The 17,560-nt window shown below is 35.8% G+C and carries 14 protein-coding genes; 4 read left to right on the top strand and 10 right to left on the bottom strand.

Annotated features, from left to right (window positions below):
* Window positions 1-3: 3 nt before the first annotated feature.
* From ACEN3Z_RS02015 to ACEN3Z_RS02000, 4 genes are all read right to left on the bottom strand, one after another.
* Complete coding sequence (locus ACEN3Z_RS02015) at window positions 4-435, bottom strand: hypothetical protein (protein WP_407089381.1); 432 nt, start codon at window positions 433-435, stop codon at window positions 4-6.
* Window positions 426-1,193, bottom strand: coding sequence for a class I SAM-dependent methyltransferase (locus tag ACEN3Z_RS02010; protein ID WP_407089380.1), 768 nt, complete (start codon window positions 1,191-1,193; stop codon window positions 426-428). Before ACEN3Z_RS02010 ends, ACEN3Z_RS02015 begins: the two co-directional genes overlap by 10 nt.
* A gap of 25 nt (window positions 1,194-1,218) precedes the next feature.
* Entirely contained in the window at window positions 1,219-2,394 is a 1,176-nt protein-coding gene (locus ACEN3Z_RS02005; protein ID WP_407089378.1) for a hypothetical protein, read from the bottom strand.
* A 171-nt stretch (window positions 2,395-2,565) separates the two neighbouring features.
* Window positions 2,566-2,775: a CsbD family protein gene (locus tag ACEN3Z_RS02000; protein WP_407089377.1), complete on the bottom strand. Its 210-nt coding sequence runs from the start codon at window positions 2,773-2,775 to the stop codon at window positions 2,566-2,568.
* Window positions 2,776-2,973: 198 nt separating this feature from the next.
* Here ACEN3Z_RS02000 and ACEN3Z_RS01995 point away from each other — a divergent pair, with 198 nt between their 5' ends.
* Entirely contained in the window at window positions 2,974-3,996 is a 1,023-nt protein-coding gene (locus tag ACEN3Z_RS01995; protein ID WP_407089375.1) for a glycosyltransferase, read from the top strand.
* A 41-nt stretch (window positions 3,997-4,037) separates the two neighbouring features.
* On the opposite strand, the gene ACEN3Z_RS01990 is transcribed toward ACEN3Z_RS01995, so the two are convergent.
* The 3 genes from ACEN3Z_RS01990 to ACEN3Z_RS01980 form a co-directional block, all read right to left on the bottom strand.
* Window positions 4,038-4,373: a hypothetical protein gene (locus ACEN3Z_RS01990; RefSeq protein ID WP_138404338.1), complete on the bottom strand. Its 336-nt coding sequence runs from the start codon at window positions 4,371-4,373 to the stop codon at window positions 4,038-4,040.
* A gap of 19 nt (window positions 4,374-4,392) precedes the next feature.
* Complete coding sequence (locus ACEN3Z_RS01985; RefSeq protein WP_407089374.1) at window positions 4,393-5,244, bottom strand: HAD family hydrolase; 852 nt, start codon at window positions 5,242-5,244, stop codon at window positions 4,393-4,395.
* A 115-nt stretch (window positions 5,245-5,359) separates the two neighbouring features.
* Window positions 5,360-6,370 carry an alpha/beta hydrolase gene (locus ACEN3Z_RS01980; RefSeq protein ID WP_407089373.1) on the bottom strand — a complete coding sequence of 337 codons (1,011 nt, stop codon included), beginning with the start codon at window positions 6,368-6,370 and terminating at the stop codon, window positions 5,360-5,362.
* Between the two features lie 149 nt (window positions 6,371-6,519).
* Between ACEN3Z_RS01980 and ACEN3Z_RS01975 the strand changes: the two genes are divergently transcribed.
* Entirely contained in the window at window positions 6,520-7,206 is a 687-nt protein-coding gene (locus ACEN3Z_RS01975; RefSeq protein WP_407089372.1) for an AzlC family ABC transporter permease, read from the top strand.
* Window positions 7,203-7,529 (top strand): branched-chain amino acid transporter permease, encoded by a 327-nt coding sequence (locus ACEN3Z_RS01970; protein WP_407089370.1) that lies wholly within the window; start codon window positions 7,203-7,205, stop codon window positions 7,527-7,529. The genes ACEN3Z_RS01975 and ACEN3Z_RS01970 overlap by 4 nt, the downstream gene beginning before the upstream one ends.
* Window positions 7,530-7,580: 51 nt before the next feature.
* Here the strand turns inward: ACEN3Z_RS01970 and argS are convergent, their stop codons facing one another.
* The 3 genes from argS to ACEN3Z_RS01955 all read right to left on the bottom strand — a co-directional run bounded on the left by argS (window position 7,581) and on the right by ACEN3Z_RS01955 (window position 14,440).
* Window positions 7,581-9,272, bottom strand: coding sequence for an arginine--tRNA ligase (gene argS / locus ACEN3Z_RS01965; RefSeq protein ID WP_197104133.1), 1,692 nt, complete (start codon window positions 9,270-9,272; stop codon window positions 7,581-7,583).
* A gap of 324 nt (window positions 9,273-9,596) precedes the next feature.
* Window positions 9,597-13,478, bottom strand: a complete 3,882-nt coding sequence (locus ACEN3Z_RS01960; RefSeq protein WP_407089369.1) for a SpaA isopeptide-forming pilin-related protein — start codon at window positions 13,476-13,478, stop codon at window positions 9,597-9,599.
* Window positions 13,479-13,681: 203 nt separating this feature from the next.
* Window positions 13,682-14,440, bottom strand: coding sequence for a class A sortase (locus ACEN3Z_RS01955; RefSeq protein WP_138404345.1), 759 nt, complete (start codon window positions 14,438-14,440; stop codon window positions 13,682-13,684).
* A 394-nt stretch (window positions 14,441-14,834) separates the two neighbouring features.
* Between ACEN3Z_RS01955 and ACEN3Z_RS01950 the strand changes: the two genes are divergently transcribed.
* Window positions 14,835-17,525 (top strand): cation-translocating P-type ATPase, encoded by a 2,691-nt coding sequence (locus ACEN3Z_RS01950; RefSeq protein WP_407089368.1) that lies wholly within the window; start codon window positions 14,835-14,837, stop codon window positions 17,523-17,525.
* Window positions 17,526-17,560 lie beyond the last annotated feature (35 nt).

The raw sequence follows: 17,560 nt of genomic DNA, 5'->3' as shown, positions 1-17,560 counted from the left end.
TTACTAATTTTCGCGATAAAATACCAACACCTTGAGGTAACTACTTTCTTCATCTGGACTTGTTGGGAAATCTTCTGGAAGACTGAATTGTTGGATTAAATAATAAGTTCCGTTCAACTCTTGCGTTGCCGCAACCATATCATCTCGGAAATCTTCTAGAGCATATCCACTATGGTTGGTACTTAATATCGTCATCCCATTTGGATTTGTTAATTTAAATAATTGTTTTGCTAAGTTTGAATAGTCTTCTTCTACTCTGAACATCTTCTTTTTAGTTCGCGCGAAGCTTGGCGGATCACTAACAATTAAATCAAATGTAATGTTATTTTTGGTTGCGTAATCTAAATAATTAAAGACATCCATCACACGAATCTCATGTTTAGAATCTTCAACTTCGATATCATTTAACGCAAATTGTTCTGATGTTAATTCCATACTGCGGTTGGTACATCAACACTTACCGTATGGTCACTTCCACCAACTGATGCCGCAACTGAGAGAGCGCCGGTATAACTAAAGATATTCAATACAGACATCCCATTTGCTTGCGTCTTAATAAAATCACGTACGTCTCTTTGGTCTAAAAAGATTCCTGTCATCCAACTTTCACCTAAATGCACAGCATAGTTAAGATTATTCTCTTTAACGACTAATGGATCCGGTGCTTCGGCGCCACTGACTAGTTGAATGGGTTCTAAATCATCTGTTTGGAAGCGGAGCGTCTCATAAACTCCCTTAACTTCAGGTAATAATTGTTTTATTGCTTCAAAGAACCAATGACGGTATTCATAAATTCCTTTAGAATACCAATTAATTTGAACGTAGTGGTCGTACCAATCAATGGTCACCCCACCAATGCCGTCCCCTTCACCGTTAAATACACGGAAAGCAGTCGTTTCGGTACTATTAAAGAATGCTTCGCGTCCTTCAAAAGCTTCTTCTAAGACATAATAGACTAAACTGTCGTTCCAATATTCATCTTGATAAGTGGTAATTAACCAGCCAACACCTTTATTTTGGCGTCCGACTAAGATTTTCCCTAAGAATTGATTGTCAAAATCATTTAAGATGACGACATCTCCTTCAATAAAGTGTTTTGCTTTATCTTCGTTTTGGAAATCCCTCGCTTTAATTAACTTTCCACCTTGTTTAATTCGCTTTGTCGCAAGTTCTCTTAATTTATAATCTGCCATTTTGAACACCCTTTTTCTTTCTCATTTAATTTAATAACTGTGTGTCGTTGTCATAACGTTGATTCTCAGCGGTCAACACTGATTCCATCAAGTATGAAAATTCACTCATTGTCATTTTATTCAATTCGTTTATTTCTGGTATCTTTTCTTCTGATGGTGTCATGGATAATTCTAAACGATAATTAAAAGATTCGATATCTGCTGTTTTATTACTGAATATATTCAGCATAAATTGTTCATAAAGACCTGTTAATGTTGCGTTATAACTACCTACCTCAGGATTTATGCTAATAGTTGCTTTGGTTAATTTATCTGTCACGTGATTTGTACTAATATTACTTTCCCACTGATAATCAGCTGGAAACTCTCGATTATCCAATCTTCTCGATGATATTAAGTCATCGGTAATTTGTGAAGACAATGTCGACTGAAATGTCAGTCCTCGTGAGTTTTCAGTGATATTGAATTGTTGATTCGGAATGACATCATAGGAAATGTGTCGATCATCACTTTCGTTAATATCCATATTTAATCTATAATCCAGACTGAAACTGCCTGAGTTTTGATAGAATCCACGCGGAATCTCAAGTCTTTCCATATCGATAATCGTGCTATCATTTAACTGATAGATATTATCAGTAGAGATATCCTCTATTTGCGATAAATCTGGAAAGTATAATAAATTATCGATTAATTCTTCATTCATATTAATCGAACCTAATTCATCTTGATTAATCGCAATGTAGTAATCATTAAATTCATTTAGTTGGTTTTGAACATTTTGAGGAAAATACCTTTGCTCAAAAAATCCTGTGTCCGTTAATAAATTGATTGTATTAATGTAAGCTAAAGAAAATTCACGATAAGAAACGATGTCATAAGTTGAGACTGATTGTGTATCGTCTTGTCCATATTCATAAATATCAAACGTTAATCGTGCATCCCCACTTATAGAATCAGCAAGAATCTCACCTTCAGCAAGTAATTTGTTCGAATCAACATTCATATAACGCAAAGTGATTTTATAATTATCTGATGCTTCTAATTTATCTAATACTTGCTTAAAATCTTGATCAACTTCTTCTCGTATGACAAGCTCCTCTTGTATTTTTTCATCTTCAGATGCTTGAGCCAACTGTATTGGAAAATTAATTAATGAAATGAGACTCAGAGATAACAATAATTTCTTTAATTGACGCATAATTATTCGCTCCTGACCTTTTTACTCCGCTTCATATATTAGCATATTATTTCGAACTGAGTATGAATTTTATTTTCTTTATTAACAACTACTGCGCTTACATTAAAAAAGCATACACTTTTAGTTTTAGAGACTAAAAATGTATGCATTTAAATCGAAAGAAACGATTAACTATCTTTTATCTTTATCGTCGTTATCGAAGGCTTCTTTCACACCGTCTACCGCACCTTTGACAGTATCTTTAACGTCATCTAGGGCTTCTTTAGCTTTACCGCTATTTTTTTGTGCTTTTCCTTCTGTTTCACGTTTTTTATCGCCAGTTACTTTACCTGTAACTTCTTTTGTTTTTCCTACAACTTGATCTTTTTTATCTTCTGACATATTTTTCCCCTCCAAATTTTTATTATTTCTTTATTCTTATATTTTATTGAAAAAGCAGTGCTATTGTCAATTAATAGGCTTTTTCTCCGGTTATGACTATCATTATTTTGATTATGAAAGAAATAAAATAATGATGCCAGTAATACTTGCTAAAAAGCTTTTCATGTTCTAAACTAAATTTAGTTAAAGGGGTGTATTATGAAAGTATTACTATATAGCGAAAACTTGAAACAAATTAATAAATCTGGCTTAGGTAAAGCCATTCAACACCAGAAAGAAGCTCTTTCTTTAAATAATATAGAATATACAACTGACATAAATGATACGTTTGACCTTCTTCATATTAATACGTATTTCCCAAAATCATATTATGTCGCATATAAGTTAGGGCATAGTGGCATCCCTGTCGTTTACCATGCTCACTCAACCGAGGAGGATTTTCGAAATTCATTCATCTTTTCAAACCAAGTCTCTCCATTGTTTAAACAATGGTTGATTCAGGCTTATCGTCAAGGTGATATTCTCATCGCTCCTACACCTTATGCTAAAAAGTTACTTGAATCGTATGATATCGGACGAGAAATTGTGAGTGTATCAAATGGGATTGATTTGCGCCGTTTCAATCACGTAGATAATGCTAGAGAACTGTTTCTTGAAGAGTTTAATTATGAACCTGATGACTTTATTGTTATGGGTATTGGCTTATATTTAGAACGGAAAGGGATTCTGGATTTCGTGGAATTGGCCAAGCGCATGCCACATGTTCAATTTATTTGGTTTGGTTATACTGATCTAAAACTTGTGCCCGACAATATTAAACAAGCGATTCAAACGGACTTACCAAATCTAAGATTCGCTGGTTATGTTCCTAATGATTCCATCATACTTGGTTTACAAGGTTCTGATTTGTTCTTATTTCCAACGATGGAAGAAACTGAAGGGATTCCTGCCTTAGAGGCTTGTGCAACAAAAGCAAACTTTATTGTTAGAGATATCCCAGTATTTGACGATTGGTTGATTGACAAGAAACATGTCTATAAAGGAAAAGACATTGATGATTTCGAACGATTAATCGAACAATTTAGATTAAATGACTTACCTCCCTTAGGTGAAGCTGCCTATGAGGTTGCTAAAGAGAGAAATCTCATCGAAATTGGAAAGCAATTAAAAGACGTCTACCAAAAAGCCATCGAAATTAAACTCGAGGAAGAAAAAAACTGAAGTAGATGAATGGCTTATTGCCGTTCATTTACTTCAGTTTTTTATGCTTTCTTAATTAAATGTGTATCCAAGAATTTATCCAATTGCCCCTTATCTCTCGCTGTTTGCCCTTGAGAGATGTTTGTCGGGTTTAGATATAAACGCGCTTGCTCATTGTTATTTTCATCAAATGCAGCAACTGCCTCACCTTCATCTTCGTCGAACACTCGATCCACGTGATGATAAGTACTTTCTAATATCTCTTCGACATCCATTGCGATTGCATCGCGCAATACTTGATACATCTCAGCTTGTGCTTCAGGAATATAGAATATATCTACTTTTACTAAGTCTTCTTGCTCAGTTTTTTTACCTTTTTGTCTTCTCTTTTTTGCCAACTCGCTTCCACAGACCTTTCTATCTTTTCTTATGGATTAAGTATTTATTCATAAATTCCATAGAATCATTTAAAAGAAGTTCCTCTAGTAAATTTATCACAGAAGAATCTTCATTTGTTCCAATTTGGTAGGTTGTCGATAACAATAATTCATGATCAGCATTGCCCATTGCGATATTGTAATGGGCTTCTTTCATCATACTTTCATCATTTAAGCTATCGCCAAATGCCATTGTATCTTCTTTTTTAATATTGTATTTTGTCTGTAATTTTCTTACAGCACTTCCTTTACCGCCATCTTTTGAGTATACATCTAGCCAACCGTCACCACTCGTTACCGAATCAATGTCTTCAAAACGTTCTTTCAAAATACGCGTCATTATTTTATTTCGATCAAGTGAGTGCGTTGAATAAATCGCGAGTTTAGTAGGCTTTTCTCCTTCCGGTAAATCTTCGAACTTTTCAATATAGGCTAAAGCATTATTATATTGAGAAATGTGTTCAAAGGCTTCGCCTTCGGTTTCTCTAAAGTAGGCTTGATTTCCAGTATTTACCATAATGTGGAAACCTTCAAATTCATCAACAAAGGATGCAATTTTATAGAGAGTCTCTCTATCCACAGTCGTTGTTGATAACTCTTCATTATTTTTTACTATAAAATTCCCATTATCACAAGCAAAGTATAAATCTTTTTGATCTTCTTTCGAGAAGTAGTCAATAATTTTGTGATAACTGTTCCCAGTTGCTATACAAACCAATACATCTCGGCCTTTCAGCGTATGAAGTGCGTGATTAAAACGTTCGACGTCGTAGCTTTTGTCTTTTCTCAACAGAGTTTCATCTAAGTCAATTACAATTAATTTTACAGTCATTATAAACTCCTTATAAGATGTCCATTTCGTATTAATAGTATCATATTTAGTCACTGGTTTTAAATAGATTTACTTCCAAAAACGTTGTAAACCTTTCCAACTAATGCTGACCTTCTTATTTTTCTAGAGTTTTATTAATGATAGCGCTAATGATTTGTCGTGCTTCTTCGCCTTCTGGCGTCGGGTACACGGGATAGATATGATTCATCTTCTCAGCAATATATAAATCGTGTTCAATATTATCTTCTTTTAAACGGTTCGCAAATTGAAGGATATCTGGATAAAAAACTTCATGCGTCCCAACAAATAACGTAATACGTGCTAAATCACGACCACTAATAAGCATTGGACTCACGAGTGGATCATCGATACGCCCCTCTTTTCCTACCCAATATTCACTTGCTAAATTCAAGCCAATTTGACTGATCATCGGATCCAATGGCTCTAAATCTGGAATTTCTGGATTCTCGTTGGCAATATCTAGCCACGGTGATAAGGCGATGATTTCATCCGGTTGCTGGATACCTTCTTCCCTTAATGCATCTGCCAGACCTAAAGCCATACCTCCGCCAGAAGAATCCCCCATCAAGATAATTGGATTGTCATTCACATTCTCTTTAAGCATTTGCTTGTATAATGTTAAGACATATGGAACAGACTCTTTATAAGAGTATTTCGGTGTTTTTAAATATTGTGGGAATATTACTTGAGCATTCGTCTTCTTCACTACTGAACGTAAGAAGAAGTAGTGAGTTGGATAAGGCGGAAAGGCATAGCCACCACCATGTAAGTAAAATATTATGGGTTGCTTTTCCTTTTTCTTATTCCATGAAAAAACTTGCATGGGCCCATGATAGCTTTCTTCTACTTTATGCCCTACCATGATATCTGGTTTAATTTGTGGTTTGGTATTCCATTTGATGAAATCATCAATGCGGTTTTGATGTTCGAATAGCTTTCGCTGCTCTTCTTTCATTCCGTAAACAAATAGACCTCGTTCAATTAGCCAACTTGATAGGGATTGATTTTTATACTTAGGAAACAGTTTAGTTGCTAATAGAATTCCTCCCGCAACAGTGAGTCCTGCCATCGATATTTTTTTTAGTGTTGAATTTTTCTCCTGCAACCATGCTCCTCCTTTGAATTTTGTTCTTGTCTTATTATTGTATCAAAATGTTTGTTTATTGATAAATCTTATGATTATGTTTACTAATTTGACTATTTATGAGAAAATAATTAGACTATATCTAATTTTTTTAATTTAGGAGGACTTTAATGAAAGAAGCATTTAAATTTGCGTTCCCCCATACTATCCCAATTATGGCGGGCTATATCTTTTTAGGGATACCCTTTGGATTATTGGCTGTGAGTCAAGGTTTCTCGCCATTATTTGCTATTTTAATGAGTGTGATTATTTACTCAGGTGCAATTCAATATGCTGCCATTGATGTATTTTTAGCATCTTTTAATCCAATTAATGCAATAATACTTACGTTGATGGTAGGTGCTAGACATATCTTTTACGGTATTGCGATGCTTACAAAGTTTAGTAAACTAGATTCAAAAAAATACTATACCATCTTTGGTTTAACTGATGAGACTTTCTCGGTGCTTGTTTCTATTGATATCCCGGAAAATCTCAGTCGAGATTGGGTGTATTTCTTTATTACTTTACTCAATCAAATGTATTGGGTTTCTGGAACCGTTATTGGCGTCCTCTTAGGAAGTATGATTACAATTAATCTTGAAGGAATTGATTTTGTTCTAACAGCATTATTTATTACTATCTTTTTTGATCAATGGTTAAATAGTTCGAGTAAAGTTCCTGCCCTTGTTGGAATCTTATCTGGTTTGCTTTGTTTAATCCTATTTGGCGCAAATAGCTTCATGATTCCTGCGATGGTATTTATCGTTGGCTTCTTCTTATACCGCTTTAACGAGAAGGGAGTGGCTCGTCAATGACACAAGCCCAACTTTGGATAACATTTGCTATAATTGCGGGTCTTACGATGCTGACTCGTTTTATTACTTTTATTATTTTTCCGATCGGTTCTCAACCACCTAAAGCAATTATTTATTTAGGTTCCGTGTTACCCACTGCTGCCATGGGCTTAATTATTGTATTCGCGCTGAGAAATACACCTGTCCTCACTTATCCATACGCTATCCCTGAAGCGATTGCTTCTCTATCTATTGTCATTATTCATTATTGGAAGCGAAATACAATCTTAAGTATTTTAGTTGGAACCGTTATTTATATGTTTCTTATACAAAGTGTCTTTTAAAAAATAGACCTGACTTAGTTTTGGCTAAGTCAGATCTATTACTTTTCTATATTACATTTCTTCAGGTGCTTCAACACCTAAGAGATTTAATGCGTCTTTAATCACAATCGTAACAGCTTTAACTAAAGCCATACGTGATTCTAATTGGTCATCATCGTTTAAGATACGCACATTTGCATAGTATTTATTGAATTGTTGAGCTAATTGGATAACATATTTAGCAACTAAAGAAGGTTCAAAGCGTTCAATGGCATTTTCTACGATACGTGAGTAGTCAGCGATTTTCTTAATAACTTCCCAACTGTATGCATCGTTAAGATTTACAGTTGTGTCTTTTGAAATTTCTTTGTCGTATTTACGAATCATACTCATTGAACGTGCGTAAGTATATTGTACATAAGGACCTGTTTCTCCTTCAAATTGAACAATATCTTTTAAGTTAAAGTCAAAGTTATTCATACGGTCTGTTTTAAGATCGTGGAATACTACCGCTCCAACACCGACTTGATGAGCCACTTCTTCTTTATTCGCTAAATCAGGATTTTTCTCATTGATTTGTTCAGTTGCTAAAGTGATCGCATCATTCAATACTTGTTCTAGTAAGACAATTTTACCTTTACGTGTTGATAGTTTCTTACCGTTTAAAGTAATTAAACCAAATGGTACGTGAGTCATATCTTTATACCATTCATAACCTAATTTGTCTAAAACAGCTTTTAGTTGTTTAAAGTGAACACTTTGTTCATTCCCAACTACATAAACATTTTTAGCAAAGTTATAAGTGTTGTAACGGTAGATGGCTGCTGCTAAGTCACGCGTCACGTAAAGTGTGGCACCATCTGATTTTTTAATTAAGGCAGGTGGTAAGTTTTCTTCTTCAAGGTCAACGATGGTTGCACCTTGGTCAATTTTAGTTATGTTTTTACTTTCTAATTCTTCGATAACAGCTTGCATTTTATCATTATAGAAGGCTTCCCCATTGTATGAGTCGAATTCGATATTTAACATATCATATACTTTTTGGAATTCTTTTAATGATTCGTCTTTGAACCAAGTCCAAAGTTCGATCATTTCTTGATCGCCATCTTCTAATCGTTTGAATACCGCTCTGGCTTCGTCATCTAATTCTGGATTTTCTTCTGCTCTTTCATGGAACTCAACATATAGTTTAACAAGTTCATTGATAGGATCTTTTCTAACTTGTTCTTCATCGCCCCATTTTTCGTAAGCAACGATTAATTTACCAAATTGAGTACCCCAGTCACCTAAGTGGTTAATACGAATTGGGTTGTAACCCGTTTTCTCAGCTAAGTTAGCGATTGAATTACCGATAACTGTTGATCTTAAGTGTCCCATAGACATTGGTTTAGCAATATTAGGTGATGACATATCAATCGTCATTGCTTCGCCGTGACCAATATTTAAATCTCCATAGTCTTCGCCTTCATTTAGAACTTGTGTAACCAGTTCGTTAGCGACATTTTCACGTTTAAGAAAGACATTAATATAAGGACCTACAGCTTCAACGCTCTCGAAGTTATCCATACTTATTTGCTCAGCGATATCACTCGCAATTTGTTGAGGCGCTTTACGGAATACTCTAGCTAATGCGAAAGCAGGGAAAGCTAAATCCCCATGTTCGGTATTATTTGGTACTTCAATTAATTTGGTAATTTCTTCTTTGCTTAAATGCTCACCAACAATTGGTGTTAAAGCATCTACATATATTTGTTTGATATCCATTGTTTATATTCCTCCTATAATAAAACTCAAAATAAAACACCTCAAGAAAGACATAATTAAATGTCTCTCTAGAGGCGTTAACTTATACGCGGTACCACTCTAGTTCCATGAATCACTAACATTCATGCTCTTGTATTGATAACGAAGTTTCCTCCGAACTAGAGTATCTAGTTGTACGATGAAAGTGCGCTTCGATAGGTATCTCTGACTGGCTCTCAACATCCCAGCTTGCTGTATAGAGATAAGTTATCTACTCTCTTTCAAGGGTTAACTGTCTCCTAAACCGCAATTATTCTACCAAAATATATGATGTTCGTCTACACTTTAATGCTTATTTGTTGATTTATTACGAGTAAAGACTAAATATGCCCCACTTAGTAATACTAAAACGCCTAAGAATAAAATTCCTTTTGTTGACGTTTCACCGGTATTTGGTAAGTCATCATCATTCTCTTCTACACTTGATTCGACTGTCACTTCCACAGATTCTTCTTGTGAGATAGACGCTTGTTCTGCATTATACACAATACCGAATGTACCTAATTGTTGAGTTCTAAAGGTAATTCTTTGGTTATGTAATGCAAATGTTAAGTTTGAATTGTTGCTATCGTTTACACGAACCACTCGTAATTGCGAATTAACAGGACGTGTTGGAATCTTAATCTCGGCAATTCGAGTTAATTGAACTGCTTCGTTATTCTCATCCAATAAAGTAATTGTGTAAATATCCGCATCCGCATTCTCTAAAGTTGCTGCACTATCTAATGTTTCAACATGAATATTTGAAACTTTCATTGCGTCTTGTGGGTTTACCCAAACTTCTATACCTGTTTCAGCATCAATAAATTGTCTTGTCGCTTGAGATGCTTCTTCATCAATACTTGCTTGTTCAGCTGGTGTTAAGCTTTGAGACTCATCAACAATCACACTTGATGATTGTGACTGACTAGAAGACTCGCTACTTGATTCTTGTGAGCTTGTTGATTCAGAGCTTGATTCTTGTGAGCTTGACTCCTCAGAACTTGAAGATTCTTGAGCAGTGGCTCTTGGGCTAACGGTAATTGTTTCATTCGCTACAATCCCAAATTCACCCGTTAATTCTTCGATTTCAAAACCTTCGGGTACATTGATAATTTCATATGGGTATGAACCAACTTCTAAGTTATCTACTGTCACTTCTCCATTATTATCTGTTGTATACGTTTCGTGATCGATTCTAATCTCAACGCCTGCGACAGGTTGATTATTATTATCTCTAATTTGAATTGTGACTGAACCAGTCTCTGGTAATTTTTCGATCCTTATCTCTGCTTCAAAAGCCGATCCTTCTTCAAGCTCAGTCGCTTGTTCTTCTGAATTATTATAGTAACCATCGGGCGTACTTGTTACAGAATAATTATAACGACCAGGCTCTAGACTTTCAAAATGAGCGATACCTTCAGCGTTCGTTGTTCCAGTTAAGCCACCAAAAGCAAGACTAGCACCTTCAACAGCATCCCCGTTTTGATCGACTACTTTAATATCAGCCGTTGATAATTCGATTTCTCTTTCAACGCTAATCGCTGCAGTTGTTATTTCTGATTCATTGACTGTCACTTCTCCACTTGCATTACCAATATATCCTTCTGGTAATTCTGTGATTGAATAAGTGTACGTATTGGGTTCAATATCCGCAATCGTTGCCGTTCCTTCTGTATTCGTTGTAATTGTTGTGTCATTGATTGAAATAACCGCTCCTTCTACTGGAGAATTATCTTGATCAGTTACATTAAAGATGACTGTTCCCGGTTGGACATTATGTTGAACTTGTAGAGTTCGAGCTTCTGTTGCTCCTTCAGCGATATAAACACTTTGAGAAGCGATATTATGTTCATAATTTTCTGGTAATTCATTAATAATATATTCGTACATACCTTCTACCAGTTCATCAAATACAACTTGACCCTCGGCATTGGTTGTTTCTGTTTGATCTTCATTTAACTGTACTTGGGCACCAGACACAGCTTGGTCACTTTGATCCATGACTGTAATCGTTAATTGTCCGGGTGCAAGTTCTCTTTCTACAGTAACAGTCTCTTCAATATGATTATTTGCTTCAATTATCACTGTCCCAGATACTTGACCAGTATAATTTTCTGGTAAGCTTGCTAAAGTATAGTTGTATGTTTGGTCTGCATTTAATCCTTCGATAATCACTTGTCCGTTTGAATTTGATGGATAAGTATTATCATTCAGTGTGATTTGAGCGCCATCAACTGGTTCGTTATTTTGATCCACGACACTAAATGTCACTTTCCCAAATTGCTCAACTTCACTTAGATTAATTTCTTGTGTTGCTTCTTCATTGGCAACAATTGCTAGTTGACCTTCCGCCGGTGTTTCATATTGTTCTGGTAAATTTGTCACCGTATAGTTATAAGTACCCGGTCCAATGTCAGTAAATTCAGCTACACCACTTGGGTTTGTTGTGGCAGTCTCATTCCCTAATTGAATTTCAACATTTTCAACGGGTTGGCTAGCTTCATCAACCACTGTAAATACAGCACTATCAACCTGTTCTGCTTGCGCAATGACCAGTGTATCTTCAACTTGTTGGTCTGGATTAATTGTAATCGTTCTTACTTCAGCTTCTCCATCTAAGACATAACCTTCTGGTAAAGCCGTAACAGAGTATTCGTAAGATTGATTTGCTTCTAAATCTTCAAATACGACTTGCCCGCTACCATCTGTGATTGCAGTCTGCTCACCTAATGTAAGTTCTGCACCATTAATTGGTTGCTGTACATCATCAACAACATTAACTAATAATGAACCATAAGCTACTGATGTTGGTAAGGCAATTGCTTCTTCAGTAGGTGCAGATTCAACTACGTTTACACTTCCTGATACAGGTATTTCAAATCCTTCTGGAGCTGAAATTACATCATAAGAGTAACCGCCAACTGGTAAGGCTTCAGTTTCCACTCGGCCAGTTTCAGTTGTAGTATAAACACTGTCAGCGATTTGAATTTCCACCCCATTAATGGGGTCAAAAGCTTCATTTGTTACCACAAATTCAATGTTATTTGTATTGACATCTGCTGATAAAGTAATCGTTGCTTCAGTGTGAGTGGTTGGATCAACAACAACTGTTCCTGTCGTTTGTTCTAGGCTATATCCTTCAGGAACACTATTAATTGTATAAGTTGCTTCTCCTACGGGTACTTCTGAGAATACCGCTTGACCGTAAACATCTGTATAAATTTCACTATCATTCAATGTCATCGAAACATTAGAAACCGGCACTGATTCTTCATCAAGAACAGTTAAAGTTACTGTGTTTGCTTCTGGAGTTTCTGGAATGCGTTCAACAGATATTTTAACGTTCGTCGTTTCTTGACTCACTACCGTAATTGGTTCAGCTGGCATCGTGATACCTTCAATAGAATAATCTTCGGGTACAGAAAGTACTTCTACTTGGACCTCTCCAGCTGGAACATTGTCAACTTTAAGGAAACCTTGCGCATTTGTTGTAAACTCTTCACCATTTACACTAAGCACAGTGTTCGCTACTAATGAGCCATCACTACCAATAACTTGTACCATTAATGTACCCGTTTCTTCAGGTACTTCTTCACCTGGTGTGTCCGGTTCATCTGGATTCTCTGGAAGTGTTGCAATCGATTGCTGATCCGCTATCGTGACAACTAATTCCGCCTCATATTGGTTAGTTGCTTCATTTAATAAGTTATCTCCTAATTCTATCTCGAATGGTACATCTAATACTACAGTACCATCACCCCATGGTATTAGATCACCAGTTTGGCTTAATTCTTTTAGAACATCTTGATCAGTTGTTGTTGGATGGGTTTGTTCTACGCGTGCTGGAATTAATTCTTGTCCGTCACGTTGAAAATTACCGGCATCATACAATCTGAATTTATAATTACCTGGTGTTAACATCAATGGTTCAGTATTTGGTTCATTAGAACGATAACTATAAACGAGTGTCCCTTCACCTGTATCTGGATCAGTTTGAATTATGTCATAACTGATTTGAGTTTGTTCCGTCGGCTCACCGCCATACATTGCTAAGTACACTTGAGCATCTACAGTGACTGATGTGACCGCATTCTCCTGTGCATTGACGGGTTGTAAGCCTACGAACAGACCCACAAAAGAAGACATAATCATAAATAAAGCTGTTATATACTTCATCTTCTTCATCTTTCTTACCTCCTAAATAAATTTGTAATAACTATATATTAAGTTTACCATAAAGCACTTTTATATAGGTTAAAGTACAAAAAATATCATAATTTAAAGGCAATCTTTCTCAGTTAATTCATTAATTATTCATAAATAATCATGCCGGTTAAAAAAAGAACCGCATCTACTCAAAAAGTAAATGCGGTTCGACTATATTATACTTAACTTGTAATTGTTTGTGCGATATCAAACGCTTGTAACATGTCTGGCGAAGCATCATCAACACTAACGGTATCAACAAGCGCACCTTGAACTACAACACGGTCTATTAAGCCCGTATCACAAGTAATTAATGTTACACGGCCTTCTTCAGTAGGATAAGTAACTTCTACTGCAGTTGCTGGAACAGTATCTATATAATCTACTTGATAAACATAAATATTCTCTAAGTCAGTTAAGTAAATTGTTTGACCAATTTCAGCACGCATTAAAGGTTCAAATAACAATCCATCATTAATTGAGTGGTGACTTGCTAATGAATAGTTGGATACTCCCATCTCTTGATCAGGATAGAGCGTCCCTGCACCATAGAACATACCTTCATTTGATACACCTTTATAAATTGGTAAGTTCATTCCTAATTCAGGCATTGCGATTCCACCAATCGTAGGTAAATCACTTGGATTCACACCACTTGCTAAAACTTCTCGAGCATTTAAGGTATTAATATCTCCCCAATCATATGTTACGTCTACACTTTGGTTTGTCTCAATTTGTTCACGTGTTAAATTACCAACCGCGTTTTGAGTACTTCCTTGTTCAATTATGTAGTTTTTAATTGGATCTAAGGCTAGCAATCCAACTGCTACTAAAATTAAAAGGATACCAAAGAACATCCGTAACCCACCGCCACGCTTACGCTCTTTCTTTCTACTTCTTCTCGCTTCACGTCTTGTCTTGGGCTCTCTATTACTACTCATCTACTTACCTCCAAAAATTATATATTTTTTTTAAAATCACATATCATATATCATATATCGAATTTATAATAGCACTTATTTGAATGATATTGTAGAAAAAAGCGCTAATTTAATAAAAAAGCAAACATTATTAGAAAAAAATTCATAACCATTGTTGTTTTAGTTTGATATTTTTTTGTAATCTTTTATAATAGTGATAATAATTGTTCATAAGGGAGTAACTAGGGGAATTGTCCTCGTCAGTATCAACATCGATAAGTAGTAATTAAGCTACTGGTACTGTACTTAAATAGTGAGACTTATGCCACCTGTATCGCATCCGCTTTATAGTTGGTATAAGTCTCTTTTTCAAGTAAACTAACTTATAACAAAAGAAATAGGAGGAATATTGTTAATGAAAGATTTTGTTGCCTATCGTGAATCGACAGATTCAATTGTCTCTAAGCTTGACAGTAACGTTTCACAAGGTTTGAGCTCTTCTGAGGCACAAGCGCGTATTGAAAAATACGGTGCGAACGAAATTCAAGCAGAAGAAAATCGAACACTTCTACAAAAATTCTTAGATCAGTTTAAAGACTTTATGATCATAGTATTATTAGTAGCAGCTGTCGTTGCAGGTTTTGTTGGGATTGCTGAAGGTGAAGGTATTGCCGACTCAATCATTATTTTAATCGTTGTTATTTTAAATGCAATTATGGGAGTTTTCCAAGAACAGCAAGCAGAAAATGCTATTGAATCCCTAAGAAGCATGGCTTCTCCTGAAGCTCATGTACGCCGTGACGGTTCAATGAACTCAGTTAAAAGTACTGAATTAGTACCTGGGGACATTATTACATTAGAAGCTGGGGACGTTGTTCCTGCCGATGTACGTTTAATTGAAGCAAACTCATTACAAATTGAAGAAGCTTCATTAACTGGTGAGTCAGTTCCAGTTGTTAAAAGTACTGACACAATCGATGAAGAAAACGTCGGTATCGGTGACCGTGAAAACATGGCCTTCTCAAGTACAAACGTAACTTATGGTCGTGGTTTAGGTATCGTTACTGGTACTGGTATGGATACTGAGGTTGGTCATATTGCTAACATGTTAGCAAACACTGAAGGCCAATTAACACCATTACAACGTGACCAAGAGCAATTAGGTAAAAACTTAACAATCGCAATCATTGTTATTGCAGTATTAACATTCATCGTCGGAATTACATTCCAAGACTTTGAAATTACTCATATGTTATTAGTTTCTATCTCATTAGCAGTTGCTGCTATTCCAGAAGGTTTACCTGCGATTTCAACAATTATCCTTTCGCAAGGTACAAAATCAATGGCAAATCGTAATGCGTTAGTTCGTACATTACCTGCTGTTGAAACTTTAGGTAGTACAGAAGTTATTGCATCGGATAAAACTGGTACATTAACAGTTAATAAAATGACGATTGAAAAAGTATTCTATGATGGCGAGCTTCATAATGCATCAGAAGAGATTGCTCATACTAATCCTTTATTACGTTCAATTACATTCGCTAACGATACTGAAATCGATGGTAAAGGTGAACTAATTGGTGACCCTACTGAAACGGCTATGATCAAATATGCGATTGAGCAAGGCTTCGATGTTAAAAATGCAGTAAGCTCTGAACCTCGTGTAAACGAAGTACCGTTCGATTCAGACCGTAAATTAATGTCAACAATCCACAAAATGGAAGACGGTCGTTATTTTATAGCTGTTAAAGGTGCTCCAGATCAATTAATCCAACGTGCAACTAAAATTGATAACAATGGTCAAGTTACAGATATTACTCAAGAAAATATTGATCATATACTTAAAGAGAACGAAAACATGGCTCGTGAAGCACTACGTGTATTAGCTGGTGCTTATAAGATTGTCGACACAGTTCCAGATACAATGAGTACTGAAACTGTTGAGCAAGATTTAATCTTTGCTGGACTTATTGGTATGATTGATCCTGAGCGTACTGAAGCTGGTGCAGCTATCCGCCGTGCTCGTGAAGCAGGAATCCGTACAGTTATGATTACTGGTGACCACGCCATTACAGCACAAGCAATCGCTGAACGTTTATCAATCTTAGATCCTAACGAACCTAACAACGAAGAGCATGTTCGTACTGGTGCTGAATTAGATAATATGACTGATGACGAATTAGCGAAAGATGTAACTAACTTCTCTGTATATGCTCGTGTATCACCTGAACATAAAGTTCGTATTATTAAAGCATGGCAAGCAAATGAACGTACTATCTCAATGACAGGTGACGGGGTTAATGATGCACCATCTCTTAAACAAGCAAACATTGGTGTTGGTATGGGTATCACTGGTACTGAAGTTGCTAAAGGTGCTTCAGACATGGTTCTTGCTGATGATAACTTCGAAACAATCGTTGTGGCTGTTGAAGAAGGACGTAAAGTATTCTCTAACATCCAAAAAGCTGTTCAATTCTTACTTTCAGCTAACTTAGGTGAGGTTTTAACTTTATTCGTTGCAACTTTATTCGGATGGACAATCTTAGAACCAGTTCATATCTTATGGATTAACTTAGTAACTGACGTGTTCCCTGCTATTGCTTTAGGTATGGAGAAAGCTGAACCTCAAGCGATGAAACAAGCACCTCGTACTAAGAAAGATAGTTTCTTATCATTCGGTGTGTTACCAAGTATTGCTTACCAAGGTGTACTTGAAGGTTTCCTTACTTTAGCTGTTTACTATATTGGTGAATATGTCATCGGTGTAGAACATCAAACTGCTGAAACAATGGCATTCATTACACTTGGATTTATCCAACTATTCCACTCATATAACGTTAAATCAATCTTTGGTTCATTATTTAGTGGAAATCCGTTTGATAACAAATACTTAAATGGTGCCTTCATTCTTTCAGGTGCTTTATTACTTGGAGTAATCTTAATTCCTGGAATTAACACATACTTCTCAGTAACTATCCCTGGACCAACTGAATGGGCAATTTCTATCGGTGTAGCATTCAGTATTGTAATTATCGTTGAGATTGTAAAATGGATCTTCCGTTCTACAGGCTTAGCTGATAAATACCAAAAGAAAATTGCTGAATAATTAGTAAGCAAATATTAAAGCCGTTGAGCACTGCT

This window comes from Ruoffia sp. FAM 26254 (genome assembly GCF_045528545.1).
In the GTDB taxonomy this organism is placed as follows: Bacteria; Bacillota; Bacilli; order Lactobacillales; family Aerococcaceae; genus Ruoffia; species Ruoffia halotolerans.
This window is presented reverse-complemented; position numbering and strand designations above follow the sequence as displayed.

Excerpts from the sequence above, each read along its gene's own strand:
- ACEN3Z_RS02015 (WP_407089381.1), bottom strand. The coding sequence starts at position 435 with ATGGAATTAACATCAGAACAATTTGCGTTAAATGATATCGAAGTTGAA.
- ACEN3Z_RS02010 (WP_407089380.1), bottom strand. The coding sequence starts at position 1,193 with ATGGCAGATTATAAATTAAGAGAACTTGCGACAAAGCGAATTAAACAA.
- ACEN3Z_RS02005 (WP_407089378.1), bottom strand. The coding sequence starts at position 2,394 with ATGCGTCAATTAAAGAAATTATTGTTATCTCTGAGTCTCATTTCATTA.
- ACEN3Z_RS02000 (WP_407089377.1), bottom strand. The coding sequence starts at position 2,775 with ATGTCAGAAGATAAAAAAGATCAAGTTGTAGGAAAAACAAAAGAAGTT.
- ACEN3Z_RS01995 (WP_407089375.1), top strand. The coding sequence starts at position 2,974 with ATGAAAGTATTACTATATAGCGAAAACTTGAAACAAATTAATAAATCT.
- ACEN3Z_RS01985 (WP_407089374.1), bottom strand. The coding sequence starts at position 5,244 with ATGACTGTAAAATTAATTGTAATTGACTTAGATGAAACTCTGTTGAGA.
- ACEN3Z_RS01975 (WP_407089372.1), top strand. The coding sequence starts at position 6,520 with ATGAAAGAAGCATTTAAATTTGCGTTCCCCCATACTATCCCAATTATG.
- ACEN3Z_RS01970 (WP_407089370.1), top strand. The coding sequence starts at position 7,203 with ATGACACAAGCCCAACTTTGGATAACATTTGCTATAATTGCGGGTCTT.
- argS (WP_197104133.1), bottom strand. The coding sequence starts at position 9,272 with ATGGATATCAAACAAATATATGTAGATGCTTTAACACCAATTGTTGGT.
- ACEN3Z_RS01960 (WP_407089369.1), bottom strand. The coding sequence starts at position 13,478 with ATGAAGAAGATGAAGTATATAACAGCTTTATTTATGATTATGTCTTCT.
- ACEN3Z_RS01955 (WP_138404345.1), bottom strand. The coding sequence starts at position 14,440 with ATGAGTAGTAATAGAGAGCCCAAGACAAGACGTGAAGCGAGAAGAAGT.
- ACEN3Z_RS01950 (WP_407089368.1), top strand. The coding sequence starts at position 14,835 with ATGAAAGATTTTGTTGCCTATCGTGAATCGACAGATTCAATTGTCTCT.